29 protein-coding genes are annotated in these 19,926 nt (G+C 64.3%); 12 read left to right on the top strand and 17 right to left on the bottom strand.

Annotation, left to right across the window (positions count from 1 at the left end):
- Nucleotides 1-10 precede the first annotated feature (10 nt).
- The 17 genes from K0H49_RS10820 to K0H49_RS10740 all read right to left on the bottom strand — a co-directional run bounded on the left by K0H49_RS10820 (nucleotide 11) and on the right by K0H49_RS10740 (nucleotide 12,868).
- Nucleotides 11-394: a DUF2190 domain-containing protein gene (locus K0H49_RS10820; protein WP_219211925.1), complete on the bottom strand. Its 384-nt coding sequence runs from the start codon at nucleotides 392-394 to the stop codon at nucleotides 11-13.
- A gap of 62 nt (nucleotides 395-456) precedes the next feature.
- A complete protein-coding gene (locus tag K0H49_RS10815) occupies nucleotides 457-906 on the bottom strand; it encodes a hypothetical protein (protein WP_219211924.1) in 450 nt (149 codons plus the stop codon).
- 100 nt (nucleotides 907-1,006) lie between these two features.
- Nucleotides 1,007-1,966 carry a hypothetical protein gene (locus tag K0H49_RS10810; protein ID WP_219211923.1) on the bottom strand — a complete coding sequence of 320 codons (960 nt, stop codon included), beginning with the start codon at nucleotides 1,964-1,966 and terminating at the stop codon, nucleotides 1,007-1,009.
- 51 nt (nucleotides 1,967-2,017) lie between these two features.
- Entirely contained in the window at nucleotides 2,018-3,040 is a 1,023-nt protein-coding gene (locus K0H49_RS10805) for a hypothetical protein (RefSeq protein WP_219211922.1), read from the bottom strand.
- 246 nt (nucleotides 3,041-3,286) lie between these two features.
- On the bottom strand, nucleotides 3,287-3,805 hold the full coding sequence (locus tag K0H49_RS10800; protein ID WP_219213321.1) for a phage virion morphogenesis protein: 519 nt from the start codon (nucleotides 3,803-3,805) through the stop codon (nucleotides 3,287-3,289).
- Entirely contained in the window at nucleotides 3,802-4,581 is a 780-nt protein-coding gene (locus tag K0H49_RS10795) for a phage head morphogenesis protein (protein ID WP_219211921.1), read from the bottom strand. Before K0H49_RS10795 ends, K0H49_RS10800 begins: the two co-directional genes overlap by 4 nt.
- Nucleotides 4,581-6,149: a DUF935 domain-containing protein gene (locus K0H49_RS10790; RefSeq protein ID WP_219211920.1), complete on the bottom strand. Its 1,569-nt coding sequence runs from the start codon at nucleotides 6,147-6,149 to the stop codon at nucleotides 4,581-4,583. The genes K0H49_RS10795 and K0H49_RS10790 overlap by 1 nt, the downstream gene beginning before the upstream one ends.
- Complete coding sequence (locus K0H49_RS10785) at nucleotides 6,139-7,557, bottom strand: phage terminase large subunit family protein (RefSeq protein WP_219211919.1); 1,419 nt, start codon at nucleotides 7,555-7,557, stop codon at nucleotides 6,139-6,141. The genes K0H49_RS10790 and K0H49_RS10785 overlap by 11 nt, the downstream gene beginning before the upstream one ends.
- A gap of 2 nt (nucleotides 7,558-7,559) precedes the next feature.
- Complete coding sequence (locus tag K0H49_RS10780; RefSeq protein WP_219211918.1) at nucleotides 7,560-8,132, bottom strand: phage protein Gp27 family protein; 573 nt, start codon at nucleotides 8,130-8,132, stop codon at nucleotides 7,560-7,562.
- A gap of 3 nt (nucleotides 8,133-8,135) precedes the next feature.
- The gene (locus K0H49_RS10775) at nucleotides 8,136-8,444 is read right to left on the bottom strand and encodes a hypothetical protein (protein WP_219211917.1); all 309 of its coding nucleotides are present in this window, start codon (nucleotides 8,442-8,444) and stop codon (nucleotides 8,136-8,138) included.
- Nucleotides 8,441-8,797 carry a hypothetical protein gene (locus tag K0H49_RS10770; RefSeq protein WP_219211916.1) on the bottom strand — a complete coding sequence of 119 codons (357 nt, stop codon included), beginning with the start codon at nucleotides 8,795-8,797 and terminating at the stop codon, nucleotides 8,441-8,443. Before K0H49_RS10770 ends, K0H49_RS10775 begins: the two co-directional genes overlap by 4 nt.
- 102 nt (nucleotides 8,798-8,899) lie before the next feature.
- Nucleotides 8,900-9,313, bottom strand: a complete 414-nt coding sequence (locus K0H49_RS10765; protein WP_219211915.1) for a hypothetical protein — start codon at nucleotides 9,311-9,313, stop codon at nucleotides 8,900-8,902.
- Nucleotides 9,310-9,870: a transglycosylase SLT domain-containing protein gene (locus tag K0H49_RS10760; protein ID WP_257624818.1), complete on the bottom strand. Its 561-nt coding sequence runs from the start codon at nucleotides 9,868-9,870 to the stop codon at nucleotides 9,310-9,312. The genes K0H49_RS10765 and K0H49_RS10760 overlap by 4 nt, the downstream gene beginning before the upstream one ends.
- 107 nt (nucleotides 9,871-9,977) lie before the next feature.
- Entirely contained in the window at nucleotides 9,978-10,343 is a 366-nt protein-coding gene (locus K0H49_RS10755) for a putative holin (RefSeq protein ID WP_374122332.1), read from the bottom strand.
- 171 nt (nucleotides 10,344-10,514) lie between these two features.
- Nucleotides 10,515-10,913 (bottom strand): DUF4124 domain-containing protein, encoded by a 399-nt coding sequence (locus K0H49_RS10750; protein ID WP_219211914.1) that lies wholly within the window; start codon nucleotides 10,911-10,913, stop codon nucleotides 10,515-10,517.
- Nucleotides 10,914-10,989: 76 nt separating this feature from the next.
- Nucleotides 10,990-12,147 (bottom strand): Shedu immune nuclease family protein, encoded by a 1,158-nt coding sequence (locus K0H49_RS10745; protein WP_219211911.1) that lies wholly within the window; start codon nucleotides 12,145-12,147, stop codon nucleotides 10,990-10,992.
- A 253-nt stretch (nucleotides 12,148-12,400) separates the two neighbouring features.
- A complete protein-coding gene (locus K0H49_RS10740; RefSeq protein ID WP_219211909.1) occupies nucleotides 12,401-12,868 on the bottom strand; it encodes a hypothetical protein in 468 nt (155 codons plus the stop codon).
- Between the two features lie 112 nt (nucleotides 12,869-12,980).
- Here K0H49_RS10740 and K0H49_RS10735 point away from each other — a divergent pair, with 112 nt between their 5' ends.
- The 12 genes from K0H49_RS10735 (at nucleotide 12,981) to K0H49_RS10680 (ending at nucleotide 19,892) form a co-directional block, all read left to right on the top strand.
- A complete protein-coding gene (locus K0H49_RS10735; RefSeq protein WP_219211907.1) occupies nucleotides 12,981-13,172 on the top strand; it encodes a DNA-binding protein in 192 nt (63 codons plus the stop codon).
- Nucleotides 13,173-13,254: 82 nt separating this feature from the next.
- The gene (locus K0H49_RS10730; RefSeq protein ID WP_219211905.1) at nucleotides 13,255-13,737 is read left to right on the top strand and encodes a hypothetical protein; all 483 of its coding nucleotides are present in this window, start codon (nucleotides 13,255-13,257) and stop codon (nucleotides 13,735-13,737) included.
- Nucleotides 13,738-13,748: 11 nt separating this feature from the next.
- The gene (locus tag K0H49_RS10725; RefSeq protein ID WP_219211903.1) at nucleotides 13,749-13,946 is read left to right on the top strand and encodes a hypothetical protein; all 198 of its coding nucleotides are present in this window, start codon (nucleotides 13,749-13,751) and stop codon (nucleotides 13,944-13,946) included.
- Nucleotides 13,943-14,257, top strand: coding sequence for a helix-turn-helix domain-containing protein (locus K0H49_RS10720; protein WP_219211901.1), 315 nt, complete (start codon nucleotides 13,943-13,945; stop codon nucleotides 14,255-14,257). The genes K0H49_RS10725 and K0H49_RS10720 overlap by 4 nt, the downstream gene beginning before the upstream one ends.
- 16 nt (nucleotides 14,258-14,273) lie before the next feature.
- Nucleotides 14,274-15,194 (top strand): DUF3102 domain-containing protein, encoded by a 921-nt coding sequence (locus K0H49_RS10715; protein WP_219211900.1) that lies wholly within the window; start codon nucleotides 14,274-14,276, stop codon nucleotides 15,192-15,194.
- A gap of 13 nt (nucleotides 15,195-15,207) precedes the next feature.
- The gene (locus tag K0H49_RS10710; protein ID WP_219211898.1) at nucleotides 15,208-16,995 is read left to right on the top strand and encodes an integrase; all 1,788 of its coding nucleotides are present in this window, start codon (nucleotides 15,208-15,210) and stop codon (nucleotides 16,993-16,995) included.
- 7 nt (nucleotides 16,996-17,002) lie between these two features.
- Complete coding sequence (locus tag K0H49_RS10705; protein ID WP_219211896.1) at nucleotides 17,003-18,238, top strand: ExeA family protein; 1,236 nt, start codon at nucleotides 17,003-17,005, stop codon at nucleotides 18,236-18,238.
- Nucleotides 18,235-18,384, top strand: coding sequence for a hypothetical protein (locus K0H49_RS10700; RefSeq protein WP_219211894.1), 150 nt, complete (start codon nucleotides 18,235-18,237; stop codon nucleotides 18,382-18,384). Before K0H49_RS10705 ends, K0H49_RS10700 begins: the two co-directional genes overlap by 4 nt.
- Nucleotides 18,381-18,545, top strand: a complete 165-nt coding sequence (locus K0H49_RS10695) for a hypothetical protein (RefSeq protein ID WP_219211893.1) — start codon at nucleotides 18,381-18,383, stop codon at nucleotides 18,543-18,545. The genes K0H49_RS10700 and K0H49_RS10695 overlap by 4 nt, the downstream gene beginning before the upstream one ends.
- Nucleotides 18,542-19,003 (top strand): hypothetical protein, encoded by a 462-nt coding sequence (locus tag K0H49_RS10690; protein ID WP_219211892.1) that lies wholly within the window; start codon nucleotides 18,542-18,544, stop codon nucleotides 19,001-19,003. Before K0H49_RS10695 ends, K0H49_RS10690 begins: the two co-directional genes overlap by 4 nt.
- Complete coding sequence (locus tag K0H49_RS10685) at nucleotides 19,000-19,260, top strand: hypothetical protein (RefSeq protein ID WP_219211891.1); 261 nt, start codon at nucleotides 19,000-19,002, stop codon at nucleotides 19,258-19,260. The genes K0H49_RS10690 and K0H49_RS10685 overlap by 4 nt, the downstream gene beginning before the upstream one ends.
- 44 nt (nucleotides 19,261-19,304) lie before the next feature.
- On the top strand, nucleotides 19,305-19,892 hold the full coding sequence (locus K0H49_RS10680; protein ID WP_257624660.1) for a DUF3164 family protein: 588 nt from the start codon (nucleotides 19,305-19,307) through the stop codon (nucleotides 19,890-19,892).
- The last annotated feature ends 34 nt before the right edge of the window (nucleotides 19,893-19,926 follow it).

The raw sequence follows: 19,926 nt of genomic DNA, 5'->3' as shown, positions 1-19,926 counted from the left end.
GTCCGATCGCTTAGGCGGCGGCGTGAAGGTGCTGCAGGCGCTCGACCTCGACGAGCTGGCCGGCGGTGGCCGCACCGAGGGCTCGCCCGCAGTGCTCTGCGGCCGTGCCGACGGCGGCCTTGCCGGAGCCGTCGGCTGCCGGCTTGATGTAGTCGCCGAACGCGATCGTTGCGCTCGCTTCGACCAGGCCGCTGTAGCCGGTGATCGCGCTGACGGCCTCGCCGATCGCGGCGCCGTGCTCGGTGATGCCCTGAGCGTCCTTGACACCGCCTGCGTTGGTGGCGTGCGTGCCGTCATAGGCCGCGAACCGGTTGGCGGCAAGGACGGCCGTTGCAATGATGGTGACGGCGTTCAGCTTCAGAAACTGACGGCCGGAGTTGTTCTGCGATGCCATGAGGGTGGGCTCCTGGTATGGGTTGAAGTGAAGAGGCGTTCGTTTCAGATGGAGGAACGGCGTTACCGCTTACCGCCCCTGGTGGCCTTGGCGGCGTTCTTCACGGCGGGTGCGAGCCTCGCCGTGGCAGTGCCCGCTGCCGAGCGCAATGCCTGGCTGACGGGAGGCAGGGCGGTGCCGGTGCCGTCGCCATCGAGGGCCGTGCCTGCGGTGGAAGCAGTGCCGCTGCCGGCGGTGCCGGCGTCTTCGCCAGAGCCGACGTCCGTAGTGCGGGATTCGGCCTCGGCCTGGACGAGGAGACGCGCGTCACGGAACTCTTTTTCGCCCTTGCGTTGCTCGGCTTGCCCGGCGCGTTCAGCGGCGGCGTCGGCGGTCGGGTCGCTGATGGACTTCGAGTTGATCAGCGCCACCTCGTCGTGTTTGGGCAGCTCGGGCAGTTCCTCGCCTGGGGCGAATACCGTGCGTATGCCGCCAACCAGCAGCGCAACGTGGACCAATGCGATCTTGCTCATGCTCTTCTCTCCGGGGATGGTTTTTCCTGGCACAACCCGGGCAGCACAGCGACCGATGTAGCTGCACTGCCCGGGGGCTGCACTTCAGGGTGGGTGTGGATTACTTGGGGTTCTGGAAAAGGAAAGCGGCCGTGTCGTAGGCCACGTTCGGGCGACGTTCGTACGTCGCGCCATAGACCCAGCTCTTCAGGCCGTTCTCGAAGTACGGCGCCTCGGCGAAGGGGTGGCCTTCCAGCACGTTGGTGAAGCCGAAGCCCGGTTCGGCCAGGCTGATGTCACCGGTCGTGCCGTTCATCGCAGGCACGTAGGCCAGGATCGCGTTGTTGCCCCACACGTCCTGCCCGACGCCATTGCCGTCGATCCAGATGGCGTCACCGACCTCGATGTCCTTCACGTTGAAGATCACCTTGAGCTGGTCGATCGTCGCTGGCCCCATTTGCGTGCTCGGGAGGTAAGAGCGGGTTTCGGCGTTGGTCGATGCAGCCTGGAACGCATCAGCCGAGAAGGTCAGCTTGTTCGGGCGCTTGCCGATCTTCTTGCGGATCACCTCGGCAGCGGCACGCACGTCAGTCACAGCAGTGCCCGTGACTGCGGTCCATTTCGTGCCGGCGGCAAGCGCCTGGACGTGCCCCGAGGCATAGCTGGCGGGGTTGGTCGCCAGGGCGCCGACTTCGAGCTCGTAGTCCAGTCCGAGGATGTCGTTGGCCGTCACCATCGCGATGCGGGACACATCGAGGTAGTTGCCCACGTTGAGCTTCCGGCTTTCGTCGGCCTCGCGGATCAGCTCCCGGGGCATCGGGATCTCGACCGAGTACTGGTCGACCGTGTAGGTCTGGCCTTCGTACTTGATCTCGACGCGCTTGGTCGGCGTGCCAGGCGCGCGGCGCAGGTTGTAACGACGGAAACGCTCGTCGCCGATTTTGGCGAGCGTCACCGAGCTGAGCGACTGCGGCAGACGCGGGAAGAGCTTTTCAGCGATGAAGGTGCCCTGGCCCAGACCGAGCAACAGGCTGGTCAGGATGGGGTTCTGGTTCAGACGGATCTGGGCGGCGGTCATCATGGCGATGGATTCCTTGCTTTCGAGTTGGACGAGCGGGCGCTGGTGCGCGGGTTAGGAGGTGAAGCCCACGACAGCCGACGCGGCCTCGGCGTAGCTCACCTTGTGATCGCGGGCGTAGGCCTTTGCTGCCGCATCGATCTCGGCGTCGGTCTTGCCCTTTGCGGACCCTGCAGTGACCTTTTCTCCCTGGCCCGATTCACCGGCGCCAGGCTGGAACTCGCCGAAGTTCACGAGCGGCTTGGCGCTGGTGATCAGGTCTTGCAGCCATTGGCTCGGCGCAACCGTCCGAGCCGTGCCGCCAGCTTCGGAGAACGACACCGGCGTCGCGTCGGAGAGCAGGACCAGCGTGGCGACGGTCATGTCCTTGTCCTTCGGCAGGATCGTCCCGGCCTTGACCTGGGCTTCAGCGAACGAGACGAACGCGGCGTAGCGGGTCTGCTTCGCTGCTTCGGAGAACTGCGCGAGTTGGTCGGTCGCGTCCTTGGCGTTCCGCTCTGCCAGCTCGCGGGCGGCCTTCTCATCGGCGGCCAGCTTTTCGGCCGCGGCCAGCTTGTCTTGCAATTCCTTGCTCATGTCGTCTTGCTCCTGGGTGGGTTGGGTGGCAGGTTCGGAAAACTGGATGACGCCTTCGGCATCTCCCTCGGCGAACTGGATGTCCGCCAGGCCGGCGATGGCCGGCGGCTGGGCGCCGAGGAAGGCAACGTGGCGCAGGTACCAGGCTCCCGGCGTAGGGTTGTTGGGGTGGGACGGCGGGTAGAAGCTGGCGCTGCGCTTCTTGAAGGTGCCGGCGCGGACCATCTCAGCAAATCGCACGGGCACCTGGTGCGTGTCCATGGCCAAGCGGCCGGACGCGTTGACGGCCAGGCTCTTCACATAGCCGTAAGCAGGAAGGTCATGCGCCGGATGGCCGACGGTGAGCGGTGCTTCGCGTTGTTCGGGGTCGTAGACCTCGACCATGCGGCGCACGTCGGCTTCGCTGAACTCGTGCGTGGTACCGAGGTCATCGACATGCCGGCCGGCGCGGAAGATCTCCACGCCAGGCGGCAGTGCAACGGTGGGGGCTGTTTGAGGCATGCCACGAAGTCTCGGGATTGGCCGACGTGGCGGCTATGCACCGAGGCAAAAAACGCATTTCGATCTCGCGGAGAGCGAGACCGGGTCGTGCATGGCCGAAGGTGAGCAGCCCTTCGGCTCCTGCCCACCCCGTAAAACGTTTAGAAGGCTTTACAGGCGGCTCTGACGGCCGGGGCGCTCCATCGGGCGCCGCATAGCCTCCCAGGCCCCTCCGCGGGGCCGCGTCGAGCGGTGCCGTCGGTCGCTCTAGGTGCCACCCAGCAAGTAGCTCTCCACGACGTTCAGGATGTTCGCCCGATCGTCATCGGAGAAGCCGAACGCTTCACGCGCCGGGATGTCGCCCCAGAGATGTGGGAACTGCGACCTGGTGCCGCCGAAATTGAACATGGCCGCGTAGACCATGGGGCTGCCGATCGCGACGGTGTCCGCCCCCTGGAGCTGGTAGTTGATCGTCGTCTGCAGAGCCTTCGTCTCTCCGGTACCGGGCTTCTTTGCGGCCGTGCGGGCCGTGCCCTTCTTGCTCAGGCTCCCGTCCTTTTTATGGGAGCCCTTGAACAGGCCGAGATAGGCGTCCATGGTGGACTGTTTGTTGGGAGCCCACGCAGAGCCGTCCGGCGCGGTGGCGGTAGTGAAGCGCCGCTTCACGGACTGCGTCTGGTCTTCGCCGATCTCCAGCAGCGCCGGCCTCATGTCGTCCATGCGGCCGAGCAGCTGGTCGAGCACGACCAGGACCTCGCGGCTGCCACGGCTGTCCGCCGAGATCACGATGCACCTCGGCGCGACGCCAGGGCGCGCGACAGCGCGAGTGCGATCGCGGGCGGATAGGTGATCAACTTCTCTTCGACCATCTGCTGCAGAGAGACATCGGAAGAAGCACCTGGCGCATAGCCCCATCCCCTATCAATGCCTGCGGGCGCGCCGGTCTTCGGGTCGATCTCGTCCCACGCAGCAGGAGGTTCGACCTGGTCGCCATCACCGGGGGACCGCACAGCGACGACGTAGCACCCGCACCCCCAACCGTTCGGTCCGAAGTGGGTCTTCCACCATTCGTGATCATGCGGAAGCGTGATGCCGTGCCAGGACAGATGCAGCGGCCGTGGATGCAGCACACCATCGGCGTGCACGTAGCGCCAGAACGGGCGCACGGCCACCAGGCCAGGCGCCGTGAGCTGAGCCCAGCGGCCCGCACCGTAGCTCGCTGAGACGTTGGCCCGATAGATGGTGCGCGTACGCCAGGCCTCGCCGGCCTTTGTGCCTTCACCCGTCCATCCCGTCCAGCCGCTTCGAGATACAGCATCCGCAAACGCCTTGCGGAACTCGCCGATGCTGCCGCCCGCGACGGCCTTGCCGACGGCGCCGAACAGATCGGATAGCAGGTCGGCCTTCTGCGCGCCGGCCACGATGAAGGCTCGATCGTGGGCGCGTTGCCAGATGTCGTCCCAGCGCTCGGTGGGCAGCGCGAGCTTGGCGCGGAAGAAGTCGATCTGCTCCTGGAAGCGTTGGCGCACGCCCTCCATGTCAGCCCGGATCGATGTCGCCATCAGAAGTCCCCGGGTGACAGGCCATCGACCAGGACGGCATTCATGCCGACGAGCTCGGCCGCGGCAAACGCCAGCGCCATGAGTTCGACCAGGTCGTCAGAAGGCAGATCGCTGTAGGCGGCCAGGAGCCGCTCACGCAGCATGTCGGGGCCGTCAGCACCGTCGACCATCGCACGGATTCGCTCCATCCAGTCGCGCAGCACCAGGTCGCCACCGGCGCCCAGGGCGCGTGCGATGCGATCGGCCGGCGTGGGTGCCGCGGCCTCCGAGAAGCTGGCAGCAGACGCGTCCTGCGCGGGCGCCGCTGGGTCGTTCGCCGCCTGTTCGGGAAGTGCGATGACCGGAGGTCGCCCCGGTGTTGGCGTGGGCGCCGCCTCCCAGTGCTCTCCGTACTTTGCTTTGACGCCCGCGACCGACATCTTGAACCCCATGCCGGAAACATTACTGTCGGTCTCGCTCGCGGCCTTAAGGTCTTCGTCCTTCTTGATGACGCGATAGACCATGCATGGCTGCAGACCGTTCAGCTCACAAATCCAGGTGAGATACGTGCTGTTGAGCGTCTCGCTCAGCAGGTCACTATCTGCCTGGCTCAACTCGATGCGCACATCCTCGCGCTCGCTGCTCGCGGCCGCGAGCGCGCCACCGCCCTTGCTGCGCGGTGACTGGCCCAGGATCACTTCCATGATCCAGTCGTCCATGTACTCGCAGAGGTTCTGCTGCGTGGTGATGTTGCCCGACAACTTGCTTTCGAGCAGCGAGACGTCCATGCCCTCAGGCGTCATGAAGAACCCATCGTTGCTCATGGCGCGCAGTGCATCGAAGAGCGTGCTCTTCTCCCTGGGCCCGGAGTTGCGCGGGTACTTGCCCCAAGCCGTCGGACTACCGAAGCGGTCGTTCAGCTTGTTCCAGCTAACGATGCCTTTGCGCTTGAAGAAAACCGGCCAATAGAGCTGCAGGCCCAGGCCTGTGCCATAGGGGTTGTCGTCCTCGGCATTGACCCGGTGCACGAGAAACTTTCGGTCGGGCAGCTCGACGCCGGTGATCATGTTTTCCCGCGTGAGCATCCGCAGCTGCGCCGGCATGGCCATGTCGGTCTGGACGTAGACGAAGCGCCGCTGCGCGCGCTTCAGCACGCGCTTAGGCACGACCAAGTTGTCCTGCAGTCCGTAGACGATCTCGGCGGGTGCAAAGCCGACAAGCAGCGCATCCATCAGGTCGCTGCACAGGCCGTCGAAGTTGGCGTTCTTCAGGATGCTCGTCACGATGGTTGCATCGGCCTGGCCGCGAGCATCGTCCTTCACCGGCTCGACCTGCCACGGGCGGCTGACCACGGCCAGCTTGCGCTTCTGCAGGCCCGAAAACACCTTGCCGTCTCGCTTGAGGTCGCGGTACAGCTCCCATGCCGCAGCGCCGCCGCGTTCAAGAAGGAGCGGATCGTTTGTGCGAACGACGCCCTGAAATGTCGTCTCGAATGGATCGACCAGTCGATGGGCGACCTCGGTGTCTAGGTCGGGCGGCCTTGCGGCCAGGGCCGCCTCGCGGGTGGGGCGGGTTCGTTTAGTTGCCATGCTGGAAATCCCTTGCGTCGCTCACGCTCTCGCGTGGCCCGCTGCTGGTGAACTCGATGGGAGCGCTCGGATTCGACGCCGCGTTCTTGGCGAGCGCGAGCGCCCAGAAGCGGTCGGAGTGACCGTCGGGCGTGCTCTCCGCCACGAACCGGATGTTCCCGGCCGCCGTCGTGACCTTCTGGATCTTGCGGAGGTCGGCGCGGACCTTCGGGTCTTCGTGGATGCGCACCGTGCGGTCCTCCATCGCACCCTTCAGCGCATAGGCGAGCGCCTCCTTCACCGGCCCGGTGAAGGTCACCGCTTCGATGCGCTCTTCGCCGAACTGGTCCTGCGCGTCGTCGGCCCATCCGATGCCCAGGCCGGTGGCGTCGATGCAGGTGCGGTCGCAGATCGCAAACCAGGGCCAGAGAATCTTCTCCTGGGCGCTCTTGCGCATCTTTTCCATGACCTCGACGTGCCGCGTGTAGAGCACGTCGCCCAGTTCCTCGACCACCCACAGCACGGTCAAGTCCTTCTTGCGGCCGATGTCGACGCCTGCGAACAGCCGCCCCTGGAACGGCCCTTCCAGGCCGCGCTGCCAGACGGTGCCGCCGCTGTATTCGCAGGCGGTGATGAGGGCGTATTCCAGGAACTTGGCATCGTCGTCGGCCGGGATGCACATGTACTCCTGGTCGAACGACTCCTCGTCAGCCGCGCCGCGCTTGACGAAGTCGAAGTATTCGGCTTCGTCCATGTCCTGCTGCTCGGCGTCCGCCGGCAGCGCCTGCTGCAGCTTGTAGAGGAAGCCCTGGTCAAGCGCGTCCTGCAGCGTCACTCGGTGCAGGCTGATCTTTTTGGGATTTCCCCCAAAGCGGGCCTCACGCACCAGCTGGTTGAAGAAACTGTGCGATCCACGGTGGGTGCTGAACGCCTCCAGCACGCCTCCCCAGGTGATGCCGGGATACGCGATCGCCCACATCTTCCGTTGCTCCTGGTGGAGCGCGTACTCGTCCAGCACGCGCGAACCGCGCTTGCCGGCCTGTGCATCGGGATTGCTCGACATGCTGTGGACACGTCGCCCGCTCGCGAACTCCAGCGATTGCGCCGTCGCGCGAAGCTTCGCATCGATCAGAACCTCACCCAAGTCCTTGGCGGCCAGGTTCTGAATCCGAGCCCAGAACTTGCAGTCTTCGATGAACAGCCGTGCGGCCCCTTCATCTCTGCTGCTGATCCACTCGTCGTAGCGAGCGGCTTGCATCGATGCCCGCTCGTTCACCGCGTAGGCCGTGCACCAGGTGAAGCCGATCTGACGCGATTTCTCGGCCAGCTTCAGACGAGACTCGTCCTTGATCCACTTGGCCTGATACGGCAGGAAGATCGCATCCGGATCTTTCGGGATGCACTTGGCGCGACCGATGATCTTGCGCATGGTCAGAGAATGCCCAGGGCCTCGCGGATCGCGGCCTTGGTTTCTGCGGTCACGCCGCCTTTGCTGCCCAGCGCATCGAGCTTGGCGCGCTGCTCCTCGAGGAGCTTCTTGCGCGTCGACTCTTCCACCTCGGCCTGGAACTTCTTCAGGTTGACGCTGCTGCGCGTCAGCGTGGCGATGTTCTTCGCTGCGGCACTGAGCATGCCGACCCGCTCACCGGCGTCCAGTTCGTCGTCCTCAGCATCCTGCAGGTTCAGGATCGCCTCGAACAACTCGGTCTGCACCAGCGCCGTCAATGCTTCGCTTCGGGCGTCCTGGCTGTCACCAGCGTGCTGGCGAATCAGCAGCGACGCTTCCGTGCTGGCCTTGATCGCAGCCAGGCGGCGGTCGAGCTTGGTGCCGTAGCGGTGGATCGCCGACCGGCTCGGCAGACTGCCGGCCTCGGCCTCTGCCGGGAAGCGCGCCTGCAGGTCTTTGATCAGCTCGTCGAGGGTCTGCGCGCCGGTGGCGAGCATGGCCTCGATGTACGACTTGATCTCGGACGGCAGGCGCTTGACGGAACTTTGGCGACCCATGGCTTACCAGTACTTTGCGGGCCGGCCGATGCCCGGCTCGCATTCGATGCTGTATTCGACCAGGTCGATGCCGAAGCGCGTGAGGCTGGCGAACCACCGGCCACTCGGCTCCTTCTTCAGCTTGAGCAGTTCGCGCTCCTCGAGATAACCCAGCTCGTTGCGAATCTCGACCTGCGTGGCATCGAGATACATGCCTTGGGCCGTCGCAAGAACGACGCTCTCATACGCGCCAACCGGGCGCGCGTTGTTGAGCGCCAGCAGGATGAGCCAACGCAGGCCTTCGCGGCGTACTCTGGCGTGGTCGATGTTCATGATCCTCCTCCGGATTTGGATGCAGCGCGCAGCTGGGTGTTCTCGACCCTCATGGCGATTGCATCCAGCTTTGCTTCGATGGTGGTTTGGCCGCGGATGTAGTCGTCGCGCATCACGTAGCGCATCGGCAAGTCGGCCTGGAATTTGAGGAACTCGCGCTCCACGCGCTGCCATTGGATGGTCTCGTCCCGATTGACCTGCTCGATGCCATCCAGACGACCGGCGAGCTGCGTGAAGCGCTCGTCCAGCCCGCTCTGGATCTGCTTCAACAGGAGTACGCCGATCGTCCCGAGGGAAGCCACGAACGCGCCCAGCAGGCCGACGAGTTGCCAGAAGTCCGCCTGGATGGTCATTGCTGCCCGCCGTCGAGATAGTCGAGCAGATCGGCGAAGCGCCCTGCGCAAATGCCGTACAGGTCGTAGAGGTCCTTGAGTGCTGCCGCCACCGGGTCTACCTCACGGCCCGACGGGGCCGGCGCTGGCGCTGGACACCTCACCGAGGATTCCGCCGGCCGCGGCTTGGGCAGCGCGGCGCTGGGCGGTGGCGAGACGGCGCATGACGTCGTCATCGAACAGACAGCCAGCACGACTGTCAGCAGTAGCGGCGAGCGCATTCTTGAACTCCTCGGTGGTCTGGGCGTCAGCACCGGCGCGACGCGCTATTGCTTGGCGGATGGCCTTGCTGGCATTTGCGGCCTGCGTGACGAGCTGCGCATGCGAGTCGATCAAGCCCGTCAAGTCTTTCACTGCCTTCGCGTTCTCCTTGGCAACGGCTTCGGCCTTACCGTCGGCGTGGCCGTACGCGATGCCGCCGGCCGCACTCGTCAGGCTTGCGAGGACGACAGCGAGAAACCAAGTCGAGCTGTTCACAGCGTCGGCCCCCACGTCGCATAGCGCGGTTGCAGGTCGATCAGGATGCGTCGCGGATACGTGAGGTTCTCGACGCAGTGGCTGCGGTGCCGCTTGGCTGTGCCGCAGGCTGCGTCAACGGCCGCTCGGTCGCTGGACACTGCGTTGCGCGCCTCTGCTTGCCAGTGCCCCAGCCCGCCGTTGTAGGCCCGGAGCGCCACCCACATGCGATCGCGTGGGCTGTATGGGGCCGGCGCACGTTCGTAGAGCCACAGGTCGTAGACCACCAGGGCGCGCATCGCCCATGCCGGGTTGAACGGCTGATCGGCCTTGAGCGCCGGGTCGATTCCCGCAATCCACTTCGACGTGCCGGGCATGAACTGCGCCAGACCGGCCGCGCCGACGTGCGACACGGCGCCGGGCTTCCATGCCGACTCGGTATGGACCTGGGCAGCGAACACCGCCACGGGCGCGTTCAGTCCCCATACGACGCGCGCTGTGCGCGTCAGGTCGGCGCGATACGCCTGTGCGGCGTGCGGCACCTGGGCGTGAGCTGTCGACCCGATGCCGATCAGCATGGCGATCACGAGCAATGTGACCACTGCGACCAGTGCTGTGGCCCGTCTGTGCCAGCGTCCGCAACGGGCCATCTGGTCCTCGAAGTCCTTGTCGGCCTGCCAGTGCATCACAGGCCCAGTGCTGTGCCGATGACGGTCGCACCGATGACGATCGCACGTCGAAGCATTGCCGCGACGAAGACGGGCTGGTGACTTGGCACGACCGGGTGATCGACATCGTTCTCCGGCTCGTTCGTCCCTCGCCGCCAGTCGCGGCAGAGGTAGCCGTCAGGGCGTGCGTAGGGGAAAGCCGCGCGGTCGATCCAATAGCCCAACACGGCGGCGAGCGCGATCAGTGCCACCTTGTAGATCACGACCGGCAGTTGGACCGGCGCAATGCTGGCGATCACGGCCAGCAGCACGATGGCGACGATGAGCCAGAGGCTGTTGCGCGGCGCGCGGAGCCAAACTGGGACGGTTGCTTTGAGTTTCACGGGATGCTCCTCGGAAGGTGGACTGACACAGGAAGCGGTCAGTTTTCCGGGGAACGAATCGGCCGTCTTGTGACGGCGGTGCATATCCAGGCGGGGAGACAAAGGACCGGGTTTCGATCCTGTCGACCTGGACTGCTTGGCTGCCTGCCGAGGGAGGCAGGCGCCTGCGTACTACTCGCTAGGCGTCTGGATGCTCGTCATGATGCCGTTCTGCACATAGACGTACTGCGCGCGATAGCTGCCGCGGTCATAGATCCATTGCTCGTGCCGGCCGTAGCTGCCCACCGAGACGTTGATCTTGGTCGGCTCGCCCCAGGCTCGACGAACCAACTGCGCCGGCATGCCTACGATCAGCTTTCCACGCGCCGCAGCCGAGTTGAAGCGTGCTTCCTCCGGCGTGGTCGCAGGACCCTCCTGGATCTTCAGAGCTTCTGTCGAGCGCATCGAGGCTGCGCACGGCGTTTCTTGGTAGGTGACCTTCCCATCCACGCCCGTGCATTTGTTGATTGCGAGTGCGGGAGTGCCGGCGCACAGCAGGGCGATGAAAGTGAAGGCTCTCCAAGCAGGCATGATCGGTTCTCGCTTTCGATTCAAGATCAAGTTTCGTAAACACCAAAAGCTCTAAGGGATGCCCAGTGCCGAGTTCTTATGGGTGTGCTGAATCAACGATGAACTTGCTGCGCTCATAGAGCTCGTCAAACGTCAAGATGTCAATCCCCGAGAGGCTCGCGCGGTAAAGCTCAAAGGAACGCAGCTTGTCTTGGTTCACGCCATGCTCGCCAACGAACTCATTGAGGGAGCCAATGACGATGAAGGCACGCGGCTTGAAATTGAAGACATCTTCGCCCGTGAGATTTCCATCACTGTCCACCATACGTTGCATGCCGTGAAGCCTGTGCATGGCGATGGCCACGGTAGCTTGAACCTGAGCAACTGCACCCCCCATCTCCTTGGAAGGTGCCCAGCAGCCCGGCCGATAGGAATCTGACTCAAGTAGCTTGGTGTTGTGATGCTTGATTTCAACGAAGCAAAGGGAGTTGATGATCCCCTTGGTCTTCATGACTGCATCTGCTCGCTTACCCCTGTTGAGAAGATCGTAGCCCTGAACGACCTGCTCAAGCTTGCGCTCTTCAAAGCCGGTGACGTAGAAGTAGCTCAACCCATAGCCAAACACCCAAGGATTCTTTTCAAAGAAGGCTTGCCAAAGTGGCTCATCGCCTTTGATGGACTTCTGCCTCTTGCATTGGTCAAAAAATTCTGGATCGCTCAGGAGCTGAGAGAACACCCCAAGCTGCTTCTTGCGGTAGCCCAAAGCGACGATATCGTTCTTGGTGACTTCAGACTTGAGCGCTTCAAGGAAGACTTCCTGATTGTCATGAACCAAGGTCGCCGCCTGCGCCTTCGACAACACCAACCGGTGCAAGTCCGCATCTGTGATGTTGACTGCGCCGGGATGCTGGAACTCCACTTCAGCGATGTCATTGAGGAAGCTCAGAAGCTTCGGGATTTCGCTGCCGACAAAAGAGAAATTTGTACGGTGCGGCTGGCCGTTGTTCCCGTTGAACTGCTGGAGTGTCAGAACCGTGAGCTTGCGGTCATCCTCAAGAAACTTGGCAACGATCTCAGTCCTGGCTGCTGGAGTGCGACGAAGGACAACCTCTTTCTTCACCTTGGCATAGTAGGCGCCCTCGGAATCAATCACCTTGGATGCAATGCGAAGGGGCCCATTCAGAGTGGGGATCTGCGGGCTGATGTAGGTCTTACCGGTGAGCTTGTTGCGATGGATTTCCTCGTCGTCTGCCATTGTTTCCACCTTATCTTCGTTCTACAACCTGGTAGCGGTCGCCGTCATAGCAGCAGTGAATTCCCTCTGTATGGCGTCGTCCCAATGTGTGCTGCTGACCGATAGCGCCCGCGCAGCTTAAAGGCTTCCGAAGACAGTCACCACCACGGCTGCAACACGCGCGACGATCGTCTGGCGTTCGTCGGGCTCTCCGCGGTTCGACAGCAGGAGGTTGAGGAGCCAGAGCACCAGGCGCAACCACGGCGGACGCCGGTCAGGCCCTTTTCTGTTTCGCGAGCGAAGAAAGCACCCTCCGAGCGGCCTCTCTCCCATCTTCATCAGCGTGCCGATAGTTGTCCAACAGCGCAGCTTCATCTGGAGGCAACGACTGCGCCCGAAGTGCGTTGGCAATCAGCAGCGCGTCTGCCGCTGCATCACCCGTGATCAGGGCTTCGAGCCGCCATCGCTCCACGTCAGTCAGCGGCAACGCTTTCACTAACTCCAGCGTGCGCATGGCCGCCCCCATTTGGGCGGTGAACTCAGGGTCAATCTCGGGCTCGTCAAACATCCGCCCTTCGCCATTGATCAGCCAATCCGCTCGGATGTTCAGCCGTCGGATCAGGACTTCGCTTTCCTCTCGGGTCAGGTGCTTCACACGGCCCGACGTCATCGCCTTGACGCGGCTCAGCGAGACCCCGAGCAGCTCCGACAAGTCGGCCTGCTTCAGGTTGCACTCGCTCATCACTCGCTTCAAAAGTTCAGAAATCAAACCAAAACCTCTTGCCAGGTTTGAAAATCAAACCTAAACTTCATCGCCACACATACCAAACAACTTTGGCACAGGAGCCACGGCAATGACCCCCGACCAACTCAAGCAGCGCTTCCGTGCGCGCGGCATGACCTTCTCCCAATGGGCCCGCGACAACGGGTATCGGGCGAACAAGGTGATTCGCGTCGTCAACGGATTCGACAAGGGCCACTACGGCCAAGCCCACGAGATCGCCGTCAAGTTGGGGCTCAAGCCTGCGACCGACGCCGCCCATTGATCGAAGTGTACCGACGCCCCATGCGCTTCGACCTATCCAACGCGGCCGTTTGTTTGGCCGCCTTCCCACCAGGCCGCCGACCATGATTCCAGCAGCACGCCGCAATTGGAAGCAGCTCCAGCCCACCAGCATTCGCCATGCGATGGAGCTGTGCAAAGACCACGCCCGCGAACGCCTCAATAGGTCAGTCGAGGGCATCGCCGCCGAGATGGGCCTCACCGATCACTGGACGCTCTACAAGTGGCTCCAGAACGGTCGTATTCCCGCCAACCTGGTGATTCCCTTCGAGAACGCCTGCGGCATCGACTTCCTCACCCGCTGGCTTGCCGCAAGCAAGGGCCGGCTGCTGGTCGAGATCCCGAATGGACGCCCGCTCAAGAGCAAGGATGTCGTCGAGCTGCACAACGGCTTCAGTGCAGCAGTCAAGTTGCTCACCGACTTCTACGCGGGTAAGGCCGAGTCCGTCGAGACGATGGCCGCGCTCTCCGCACACCTCGGCGACATGGCCTGGCACCGCGCGAACGTCGCCCAGCACTCCAACCCCGAATTCGACTTCAACCCCTGAAAGGCGCAGCGATGTTCCTCAGCACCCCCAGCGCGCATCCCAGCCTTCCCGGTGTGACCGTGCGCGAGATCAGCCCTGCGGAGTACCTCCACGAAGTACTCGGCCAAGCCCGGCTTGACGTGCCGACCGTTCGGGGCATTCACAAGGTGCCGCTGCGCGGCCCGGCGCCCGACCTTGAACTCGTACCGATGGAAGGAGCCCGGCAATGAGCGCAGCCGACGAATCGAAGGGAAGCGCGATGGTGCTCCGCGCACTGCGCATGGTCGAGCTGCTCGCCAGCGAACCGCTCCGCGGCCTGACGAACAAGGACCTCGCCGCAGCGATGCGCTGCCCGCCCAGCTATGTCACTCGGACGGCCGCGGCGCTGATCGAGTGCGGCTGGGCGGTGAAGGACGAGTCGTCTGGCCGCTTCCGAATTGGTCGCTCCGCAGCCCGCGTCGGCATCACAACCCTTTCCGCCCTCGACAAGCACGAGCAGCAGCTCGCCGAGGTGCGCCGCAATTTCACCATTTCCCAATAGAGCAAGGAAGACAGCCATGGCACGAACGGCTACAAAAACGCCCCCGGTTCAGGGGGCAATCGTCAACGAAGGGGCCCTCGCGCGAGCCGAAGAGGCAGGCGCGGAGCTGGTCCGTCTGCAAGACGAAGCGCAAGGCAAAGTGCAAGAGCTGGCGCTCTCGCTGGGCTACGACGGCCAGTTGTCGGTCGGCACGCTCGAAGACGAGATTCGGTTCTATCAGCGCCGCTCGGTGGAAGCTCTCCTCGAGAGCGGAAAGCGCCTCTTGCTGCTGAAGCAGATGACGCCGCACGGGGACTTCAAGGCGCGCGTCGAGCTGCTCGGCTTCTCGGATCGCACCGCGCAGCGCTTCATGCAGGCCGCGGCCAAAACGGCCAAATCCGCCAATTTGGCGGCTTTGAGCACGCAGGTGAAGAGCGCCAGCGCCTTCCTGGAGTTGGTCACCCATGACGACGACATCCTCGAAAACCTTCAGGAAATCGACAACATTGAGCGTATGAGCCCGAGCGAGCTGCGCGCGGCGCTGCGCCAGTCCGAGAAGGATGCCGAGTTCAACGCTACGAAGCGCAAGAAGGCCGAAGCCGAGCGCGACGCTCTGGAGAAGAAGCTGGCCGGCAAGCGACCCGTCGCTGTGCCGCTCGACGAGCGCATCACTCCCTTCCAGCTGGAGATCGCCGAACGCCAGAGCCTCCTGGAGAAGGCACTGGCTGCGCACCACGAGGCGGTCATTGCGTTGGAGGCCTGGTGGAACGAAGAGCCCGGCGACGGCGCCAACAACGAACTGCCCACCAGCGTGAAGCTCGTGCTGCTCAGCCTGGACGACTCGGTCAACCGCACCGCGAGCGCGGTCGGTGCACTCCAGGTCGAGATCGAAACGCGCTTCGGCGCCTACATCGACGAGGCCCGCCAGTACCAGATGGCGGTCGGCGAACGTGGCTGAGGTGGTCGAAGCCATGCCCGCACTTTCACCCGAGATTCACGACTACATGCGTGGGCTAGCCCAGCGCCTGGACGCCGTCGGCCATGGCGGCGCGACGCCGCTGGTGCGCGAGGCCGCTGAGTTCCTGGACTGGTCGCCGCAGACCGTGTATCGCCAGCTCAAGGCGGCCGTGGGTTGGTCGTCGGGCCGTCGCGCACGCTGCGACAAGGGCTCGACCAGCGTATCGCTCGACGCGCTCGCCACCTTGGGCGCTGCGCAGCGCGAAGCTGTGCGGGAGAACGGGAAGCAAACGCTGTTCACCACCACCGCGCGCGGCATGCTGGAAATGAACGGCATCGAGTTCGGCGTCGGCAACAGCCGCCTCAACACCCTGTTGCGCGACCGCAAGCTCAACGTGGCGGCGCAGCGCGTCGCGGCTCCTGTCCAGGAGCTGCGCGCGCCGCACCCGAACCACACGCACCAGGTCGATCCGTCGCTGTGCCTGGTGTACTACCTCAAGGACCGCCAATACATCGTGCGCGACAGCGAGTTCTACAAGAACAAGCTGGACGCCATGGCGAAGGTGAAGTTCAAGGTGTACCGCTACGTCATGTACGACAAGGCCAGCGCCACCATCGTGCCCTGGTACTGCGAGGCGGCCGGCGAAGACCAGCACAACCTCTTCAACTTCCTCATGTTCGCCTGGGGCGTGCAGCCAGGCCGGCTGTTCCGCGGCGTGCCGAAATTCATGCTGTGGGACAAGGGCAGCGCCAACCAGTCGGCCGCGATCAAGAATCTGCTCAAGCAGCTCGAAGTCACGCCACTGGACCATCAAGCAGGCAACGCTCGGGCCAAGGGCGGCGTCGAGAACGCGAACAACATCGTCGAGACGCAGTTCGAGTCACGGCTGCGGTTCGAGCCCGTCGAAAACGTCGAGCAACTCAACGCCGCTGCGAGCGCCTGGGCCAACTCCTACTGCGCGAACCTGATCCCCGGGCAGGACACGCGCCTGCGCCGCCGCGGCATGGTGGGCGCGACCGCACGCTACGACCTGTGGCAGCTCATCACGGAGGACCAGCTCCGCTTGCTGCCGCCGGTCGACGTCTGCCGCGCCCTGATGGCGAGCCGCGAGGTCGACCGCCTGGTCCGCCCGAACCTGACCATCAGCTTCCGCCATCCGTCCGCCGATCGCCCAGCCGACTACAGCCTGCGCGGCCTGGACGGCATCAGCGTCGGCGACAAAGTGCAGGTGCGCGCCCTGGTGTACGGCGAGTGCGCCATCCAGGTCGAGGTGCCGCGCTACGACGGCGAAATGCTGATCCACCGCGTCGAGCCGGTCCAGGGCTTCGACCGCTTCGGCCAGCTCGAAGCTGCAGCTGAGATCGGCGCCGAATACAAGGCGATGCCGCGCACAGAGGCCCAGCACGCCACGGCCAGCATGGACGCTAAGGCATACCCCGGCATGGGTGCGGACGAGGTCAAGGCGGCACGGGACAAGAAGACGGCGCCCTTCGAGGGAAAGCTGGTCGCACACAGCTACCTGCAGGACATCGAGCAGCCGACCTACCTGCCACGCACGGGCTCCGAAATCGAGGCACCAGCGCACGCACGCATCGAACCCGCACGGCTGGACGCTGTCGAGGCGATGTTGCGGGTGGTGAAGGGCATCGGTCGCTACCTGACGGCAGACGAGAACGCCTTCATGACGGCCCGATACGCAGAAGGCGTGCCGGAGGACCAGATCGACGCGCTGATCGCGCAATTCACCGCGCCGGTCCAGGCGGAACCCATGCGTGCGGCCGGTGGCCTGCGCGCGGTCTGAGGAATCCATGCTCAACCTGAAAACCGCACTCACGAGCGTCAAGCGCAAGCAGTCCGATCTCGCTCGCCACCTGGGCGTATCGGGCGCCACCGTCAATTTAATGATCAACCTCGACCACTGGCCCAAAGGCCATGGCGGGAAAGCACAGCTGCAGGAGCGCACCGCGAAATTCCTGCGAGCCAACGGCGCGGACGAGGCCATGGTGGCCGTCGCGTTTAACGAAGCACCGGACACACCGCGCGCCAACGCGATGTGCCCGATGGCGGGTTGCCCCGCTCACTCCGGCCCCCAAGCCCATTCAAAAACCGAGGACGAGAACATGCTACTGCGGAAACACACCATCGATCGCGCCGCGCGCGCCCACTTCAAGATCCTCCGCGACCCTTTCACCGGCGAAATGGAGAGCGAAGCGGACGTCTTCCTCTCGGATGACATCCGGTACGTGCGCGCGTCGATGCGCCAGACGGCCAAGCACGGCGGCATGCTAGCCGTGATCGCAGAGAGCGGTGGCGGCAAGAGCACGCTGCGCCACGACCTTAACGAGTGGATCAACACCAGCGGCGAGCCGATCACGGTCATCGAGCCCTACGTTCTCGGCATGGCCTCCTCGGAGCGCAAGGGGCGCCCGCTCAAGGCAGAAGACATCACCGGTGCCGTCATCCGCGCTGTGTCGCCGGGCACCTCGCTGCGCGCCGCAACGAGCCAGCGCTCGGGCCAGATGCACGACATCCTCAAGGCGAGCGCGCAGATCGGCCGCAAGCACGTTGTGATCATCGAAGAGGCCCACGACCTCGCCACCCCCACGCTCAAGCACCTCAAGCGCTTCTACGAGCTGCAGGACGGCTTCAAGAAGCTGCTGGCGATCATCCTGATCGGCCAGACGGAGCTGGAGCTGAAGCTCTCCGAGCGCAACCCCGAGGTGCGCGAGGTGGTGCAGCGCTGCGAGATGGTCAAGCTGCCGCCGCTCGACAACCACGTCGAGGCCTACCTGCGCCACAAGTTCAGCCGCGTCGACCTCGACCTGGACGCACTCATGGCGCCGGACGCAATCGTGGAGATCCGGACCCGCCTGCGCCAAGCCGTGACGGAGAGCACCCGCAGCGGCCGGGAGACGCGCAGCCTGTCTCTGTGCCACCCGCTGGCGATCAACAACTTGGTCAGCGCGGCGATGAACGAAGCCGTGAAGATCGGCGCCACCAAGGTGACCGCCGGGCTGATCGCTGCCGTCGCGAGGGCCGAATGAAGACCTACCTCCTGCGCATCGTCATGCGCGACGGCTCGATCGGCGAGCACCACGGCCTCTACGCCGACGGCTTCGACGCCGTCATCGTGGCGATGGAGAACTTCCCCGAGGCCAAGCGCATCAGCGCCATGCGGGTGCCTGCATGAAAAGCGCCGTGTTCTGGATGACCTGGCTGATGCTCTTTGGCGGCTCGATGTTGACCGCCATCGCCGTCAACGACTACAGCAACCGAGAGGTGAAGCGCTTCGAAGCAGCGCACCTCAAGGGTATGGCCGAAGGCTCGGTTCTGTGCGGAGGTCGGCCATGAGCATGCTCGACCTCGGACGCCCTAAGGACGTCCCGGCCAAGGTGCTGACCCCGGTGCGCGCGGCCATCTTCGGCCAACTGCGGGCCCACGGCGAGCGCAGCACTGCACAACTGCTTGAGGCCTTGCTCGCGGTGAACCTTGTCACTGCGGACGACCTGGCGCGCGACCCCTACTGGATGCAGAAGAGCCTGGCGCGCCTGCGCTCCAGCAAGCGCATCGACAAGCGCATCAACGAAGCCGGAAAGCTCGTCTGGTTCGAGGGCCAGGCGCCACAGGTCACTGCGACGCCTGCGCCTGAATCTACCGGCCGCGTTGCCGCGCCGCGTCACATCAACGTGATGCACGGCCCGCAGTACCAGCCAGCCCCCTGGGTGCCTGCTCGCGCCGGTGCGCTGGACCACGTCAACGTCGACAGCCTGATTGGTGGTCGGCGGGTGGCCTTCGGGAGCGTCGCATGACGGCCGCGGAGCGCCTCCAGGTGACGCTCTTGGCTCTGCTGCCTGCCGACGGCAGCGCCATCTCCGCAAAGGCGCTGCAGGGCGCCGTGGGCTGCACTTCGCGCGACGTGGCCGAGGCGTTCGACGTTCCCGTCATCGCGGGAACCGTGCGCCACGACTTGATTGCAGACAGCTATGCCGCCCAGAAGAAAGGGAGTTCGCTGCCGCACCACACCGACCAATTTCCGCCTGAGACGGCACCCATTTACCAACCGTAGGAGCAATTTTTATGACTTCCCCGACCACCGTTCCCGAGGGCTACATGCGCGACCCGCAGGGTCGCCTTGTGCCCATCAGTCTGGTGAAGCCGATCGACCAGGAACGCGACCGCCTGGTCGGCGAACTGGCGCCCCTCGCCCTTGAGCTGCACCAGAAGCTGGCCCAGTTCAAGGCCAAGGTGTTCGGCGACGTGACCGCGTTCATCGAGCTGAGCGCCGAGCAGTACGGCGTGAAGCGCGGCGGTAAGAAGGGCAACGTCACGCTGCACACCTTCGATGGCCGCTACAAGCTGCTGATCGCCACGTCGGAGTCCATCACCTTCGACGAGCGCCTGCAGGCTGCAAAGGAACTGATCGATGCTTGTGCCGCCGATTGGACGGACGGCTCGCGCGACGAGGTCAAGATCGTGATTCAAGAGACCTTCCGAGCTGACAAGGAGGGCAAGCTGAGTGTGGGCCGCATCCTGGGCCTGCGCCGCTGGGCCATCACCGACGCGCGCTGGCAGGAAGCGATGCGCGCGATCGGCGAATCGATCCAGGTCATCGGCTCGAAGCAGTACGTTCGCATCTACGAGCGCATCGGCGACACCGATCGCTACGCCCCCATTCCTCTGGACATGGTTGCCGTATGAACTCCACCACTTCCCTCCTTGGTCAAGGCACGCC

It is taken from the genome of Variovorax boronicumulans (assembly GCF_019352895.1).
Taxonomy (GTDB): domain Bacteria; phylum Pseudomonadota; class Gammaproteobacteria; order Burkholderiales; family Burkholderiaceae_C; genus Variovorax; species Variovorax boronicumulans_A.
The sequence above is the reverse complement of the archived record's forward strand: the minus strand, read 5'-3'. Positions and strand labels throughout refer to the sequence as shown.

Bases quoted from the DNA above. Each gene is read 5' to 3' on its own strand.
- K0H49_RS10820 (WP_219211925.1), bottom strand. From the start codon at position 394: ATGGCATCGCAGAACAACTCCGGCCGTCAGTTTCTGAAGCTGAACGCC.
- K0H49_RS10815 (WP_219211924.1), bottom strand. From the start codon at position 906: ATGAGCAAGATCGCATTGGTCCACGTTGCGCTGCTGGTTGGCGGCATA.
- K0H49_RS10810 (WP_219211923.1), bottom strand. From the start codon at position 1,966: ATGATGACCGCCGCCCAGATCCGTCTGAACCAGAACCCCATCCTGACC.
- K0H49_RS10805 (WP_219211922.1), bottom strand. From the start codon at position 3,040: ATGCCTCAAACAGCCCCCACCGTTGCACTGCCGCCTGGCGTGGAGATC.
- K0H49_RS10795 (WP_219211921.1), bottom strand. From the start codon at position 4,581: ATGGCGACATCGATCCGGGCTGACATGGAGGGCGTGCGCCAACGCTTC.
- K0H49_RS10790 (WP_219211920.1), bottom strand. From the start codon at position 6,149: ATGGCAACTAAACGAACCCGCCCCACCCGCGAGGCGGCCCTGGCCGCA.
- K0H49_RS10785 (WP_219211919.1), bottom strand. From the start codon at position 7,557: ATGCGCAAGATCATCGGTCGCGCCAAGTGCATCCCGAAAGATCCGGAT.
- K0H49_RS10780 (WP_219211918.1), bottom strand. From the start codon at position 8,132: ATGGGTCGCCAAAGTTCCGTCAAGCGCCTGCCGTCCGAGATCAAGTCG.
- K0H49_RS10775 (WP_219211917.1), bottom strand. From the start codon at position 8,444: ATGAACATCGACCACGCCAGAGTACGCCGCGAAGGCCTGCGTTGGCTC.
- K0H49_RS10770 (WP_219211916.1), bottom strand. From the start codon at position 8,797: ATGACCATCCAGGCGGACTTCTGGCAACTCGTCGGCCTGCTGGGCGCG.
- K0H49_RS10760 (WP_257624818.1), bottom strand. From the start codon at position 9,870: ATGCTGATCGGCATCGGGTCGACAGCTCACGCCCAGGTGCCGCACGCC.
- K0H49_RS10750 (WP_219211914.1), bottom strand. From the start codon at position 10,913: ATGCCTGCTTGGAGAGCCTTCACTTTCATCGCCCTGCTGTGCGCCGGC.
- K0H49_RS10745 (WP_219211911.1), bottom strand. From the start codon at position 12,147: ATGGCAGACGACGAGGAAATCCATCGCAACAAGCTCACCGGTAAGACC.
- K0H49_RS10740 (WP_219211909.1), bottom strand. From the start codon at position 12,868: ATGAGCGAGTGCAACCTGAAGCAGGCCGACTTGTCGGAGCTGCTCGGG.
- K0H49_RS10735 (WP_219211907.1), top strand. From the start codon at position 12,981: ATGACCCCCGACCAACTCAAGCAGCGCTTCCGTGCGCGCGGCATGACC.
- K0H49_RS10730 (WP_219211905.1), top strand. From the start codon at position 13,255: ATGATTCCAGCAGCACGCCGCAATTGGAAGCAGCTCCAGCCCACCAGC.
- K0H49_RS10725 (WP_219211903.1), top strand. From the start codon at position 13,749: ATGTTCCTCAGCACCCCCAGCGCGCATCCCAGCCTTCCCGGTGTGACC.
- K0H49_RS10720 (WP_219211901.1), top strand. From the start codon at position 13,943: ATGAGCGCAGCCGACGAATCGAAGGGAAGCGCGATGGTGCTCCGCGCA.
- K0H49_RS10715 (WP_219211900.1), top strand. From the start codon at position 14,274: ATGGCACGAACGGCTACAAAAACGCCCCCGGTTCAGGGGGCAATCGTC.
- K0H49_RS10710 (WP_219211898.1), top strand. From the start codon at position 15,208: ATGCCCGCACTTTCACCCGAGATTCACGACTACATGCGTGGGCTAGCC.
- K0H49_RS10705 (WP_219211896.1), top strand. From the start codon at position 17,003: ATGCTCAACCTGAAAACCGCACTCACGAGCGTCAAGCGCAAGCAGTCC.
- K0H49_RS10700 (WP_219211894.1), top strand. From the start codon at position 18,235: ATGAAGACCTACCTCCTGCGCATCGTCATGCGCGACGGCTCGATCGGC.
- K0H49_RS10695 (WP_219211893.1), top strand. From the start codon at position 18,381: ATGAAAAGCGCCGTGTTCTGGATGACCTGGCTGATGCTCTTTGGCGGC.
- K0H49_RS10690 (WP_219211892.1), top strand. From the start codon at position 18,542: ATGAGCATGCTCGACCTCGGACGCCCTAAGGACGTCCCGGCCAAGGTG.
- K0H49_RS10685 (WP_219211891.1), top strand. From the start codon at position 19,000: ATGACGGCCGCGGAGCGCCTCCAGGTGACGCTCTTGGCTCTGCTGCCT.
- K0H49_RS10680 (WP_257624660.1), top strand. From the start codon at position 19,305: ATGCGCGACCCGCAGGGTCGCCTTGTGCCCATCAGTCTGGTGAAGCCG.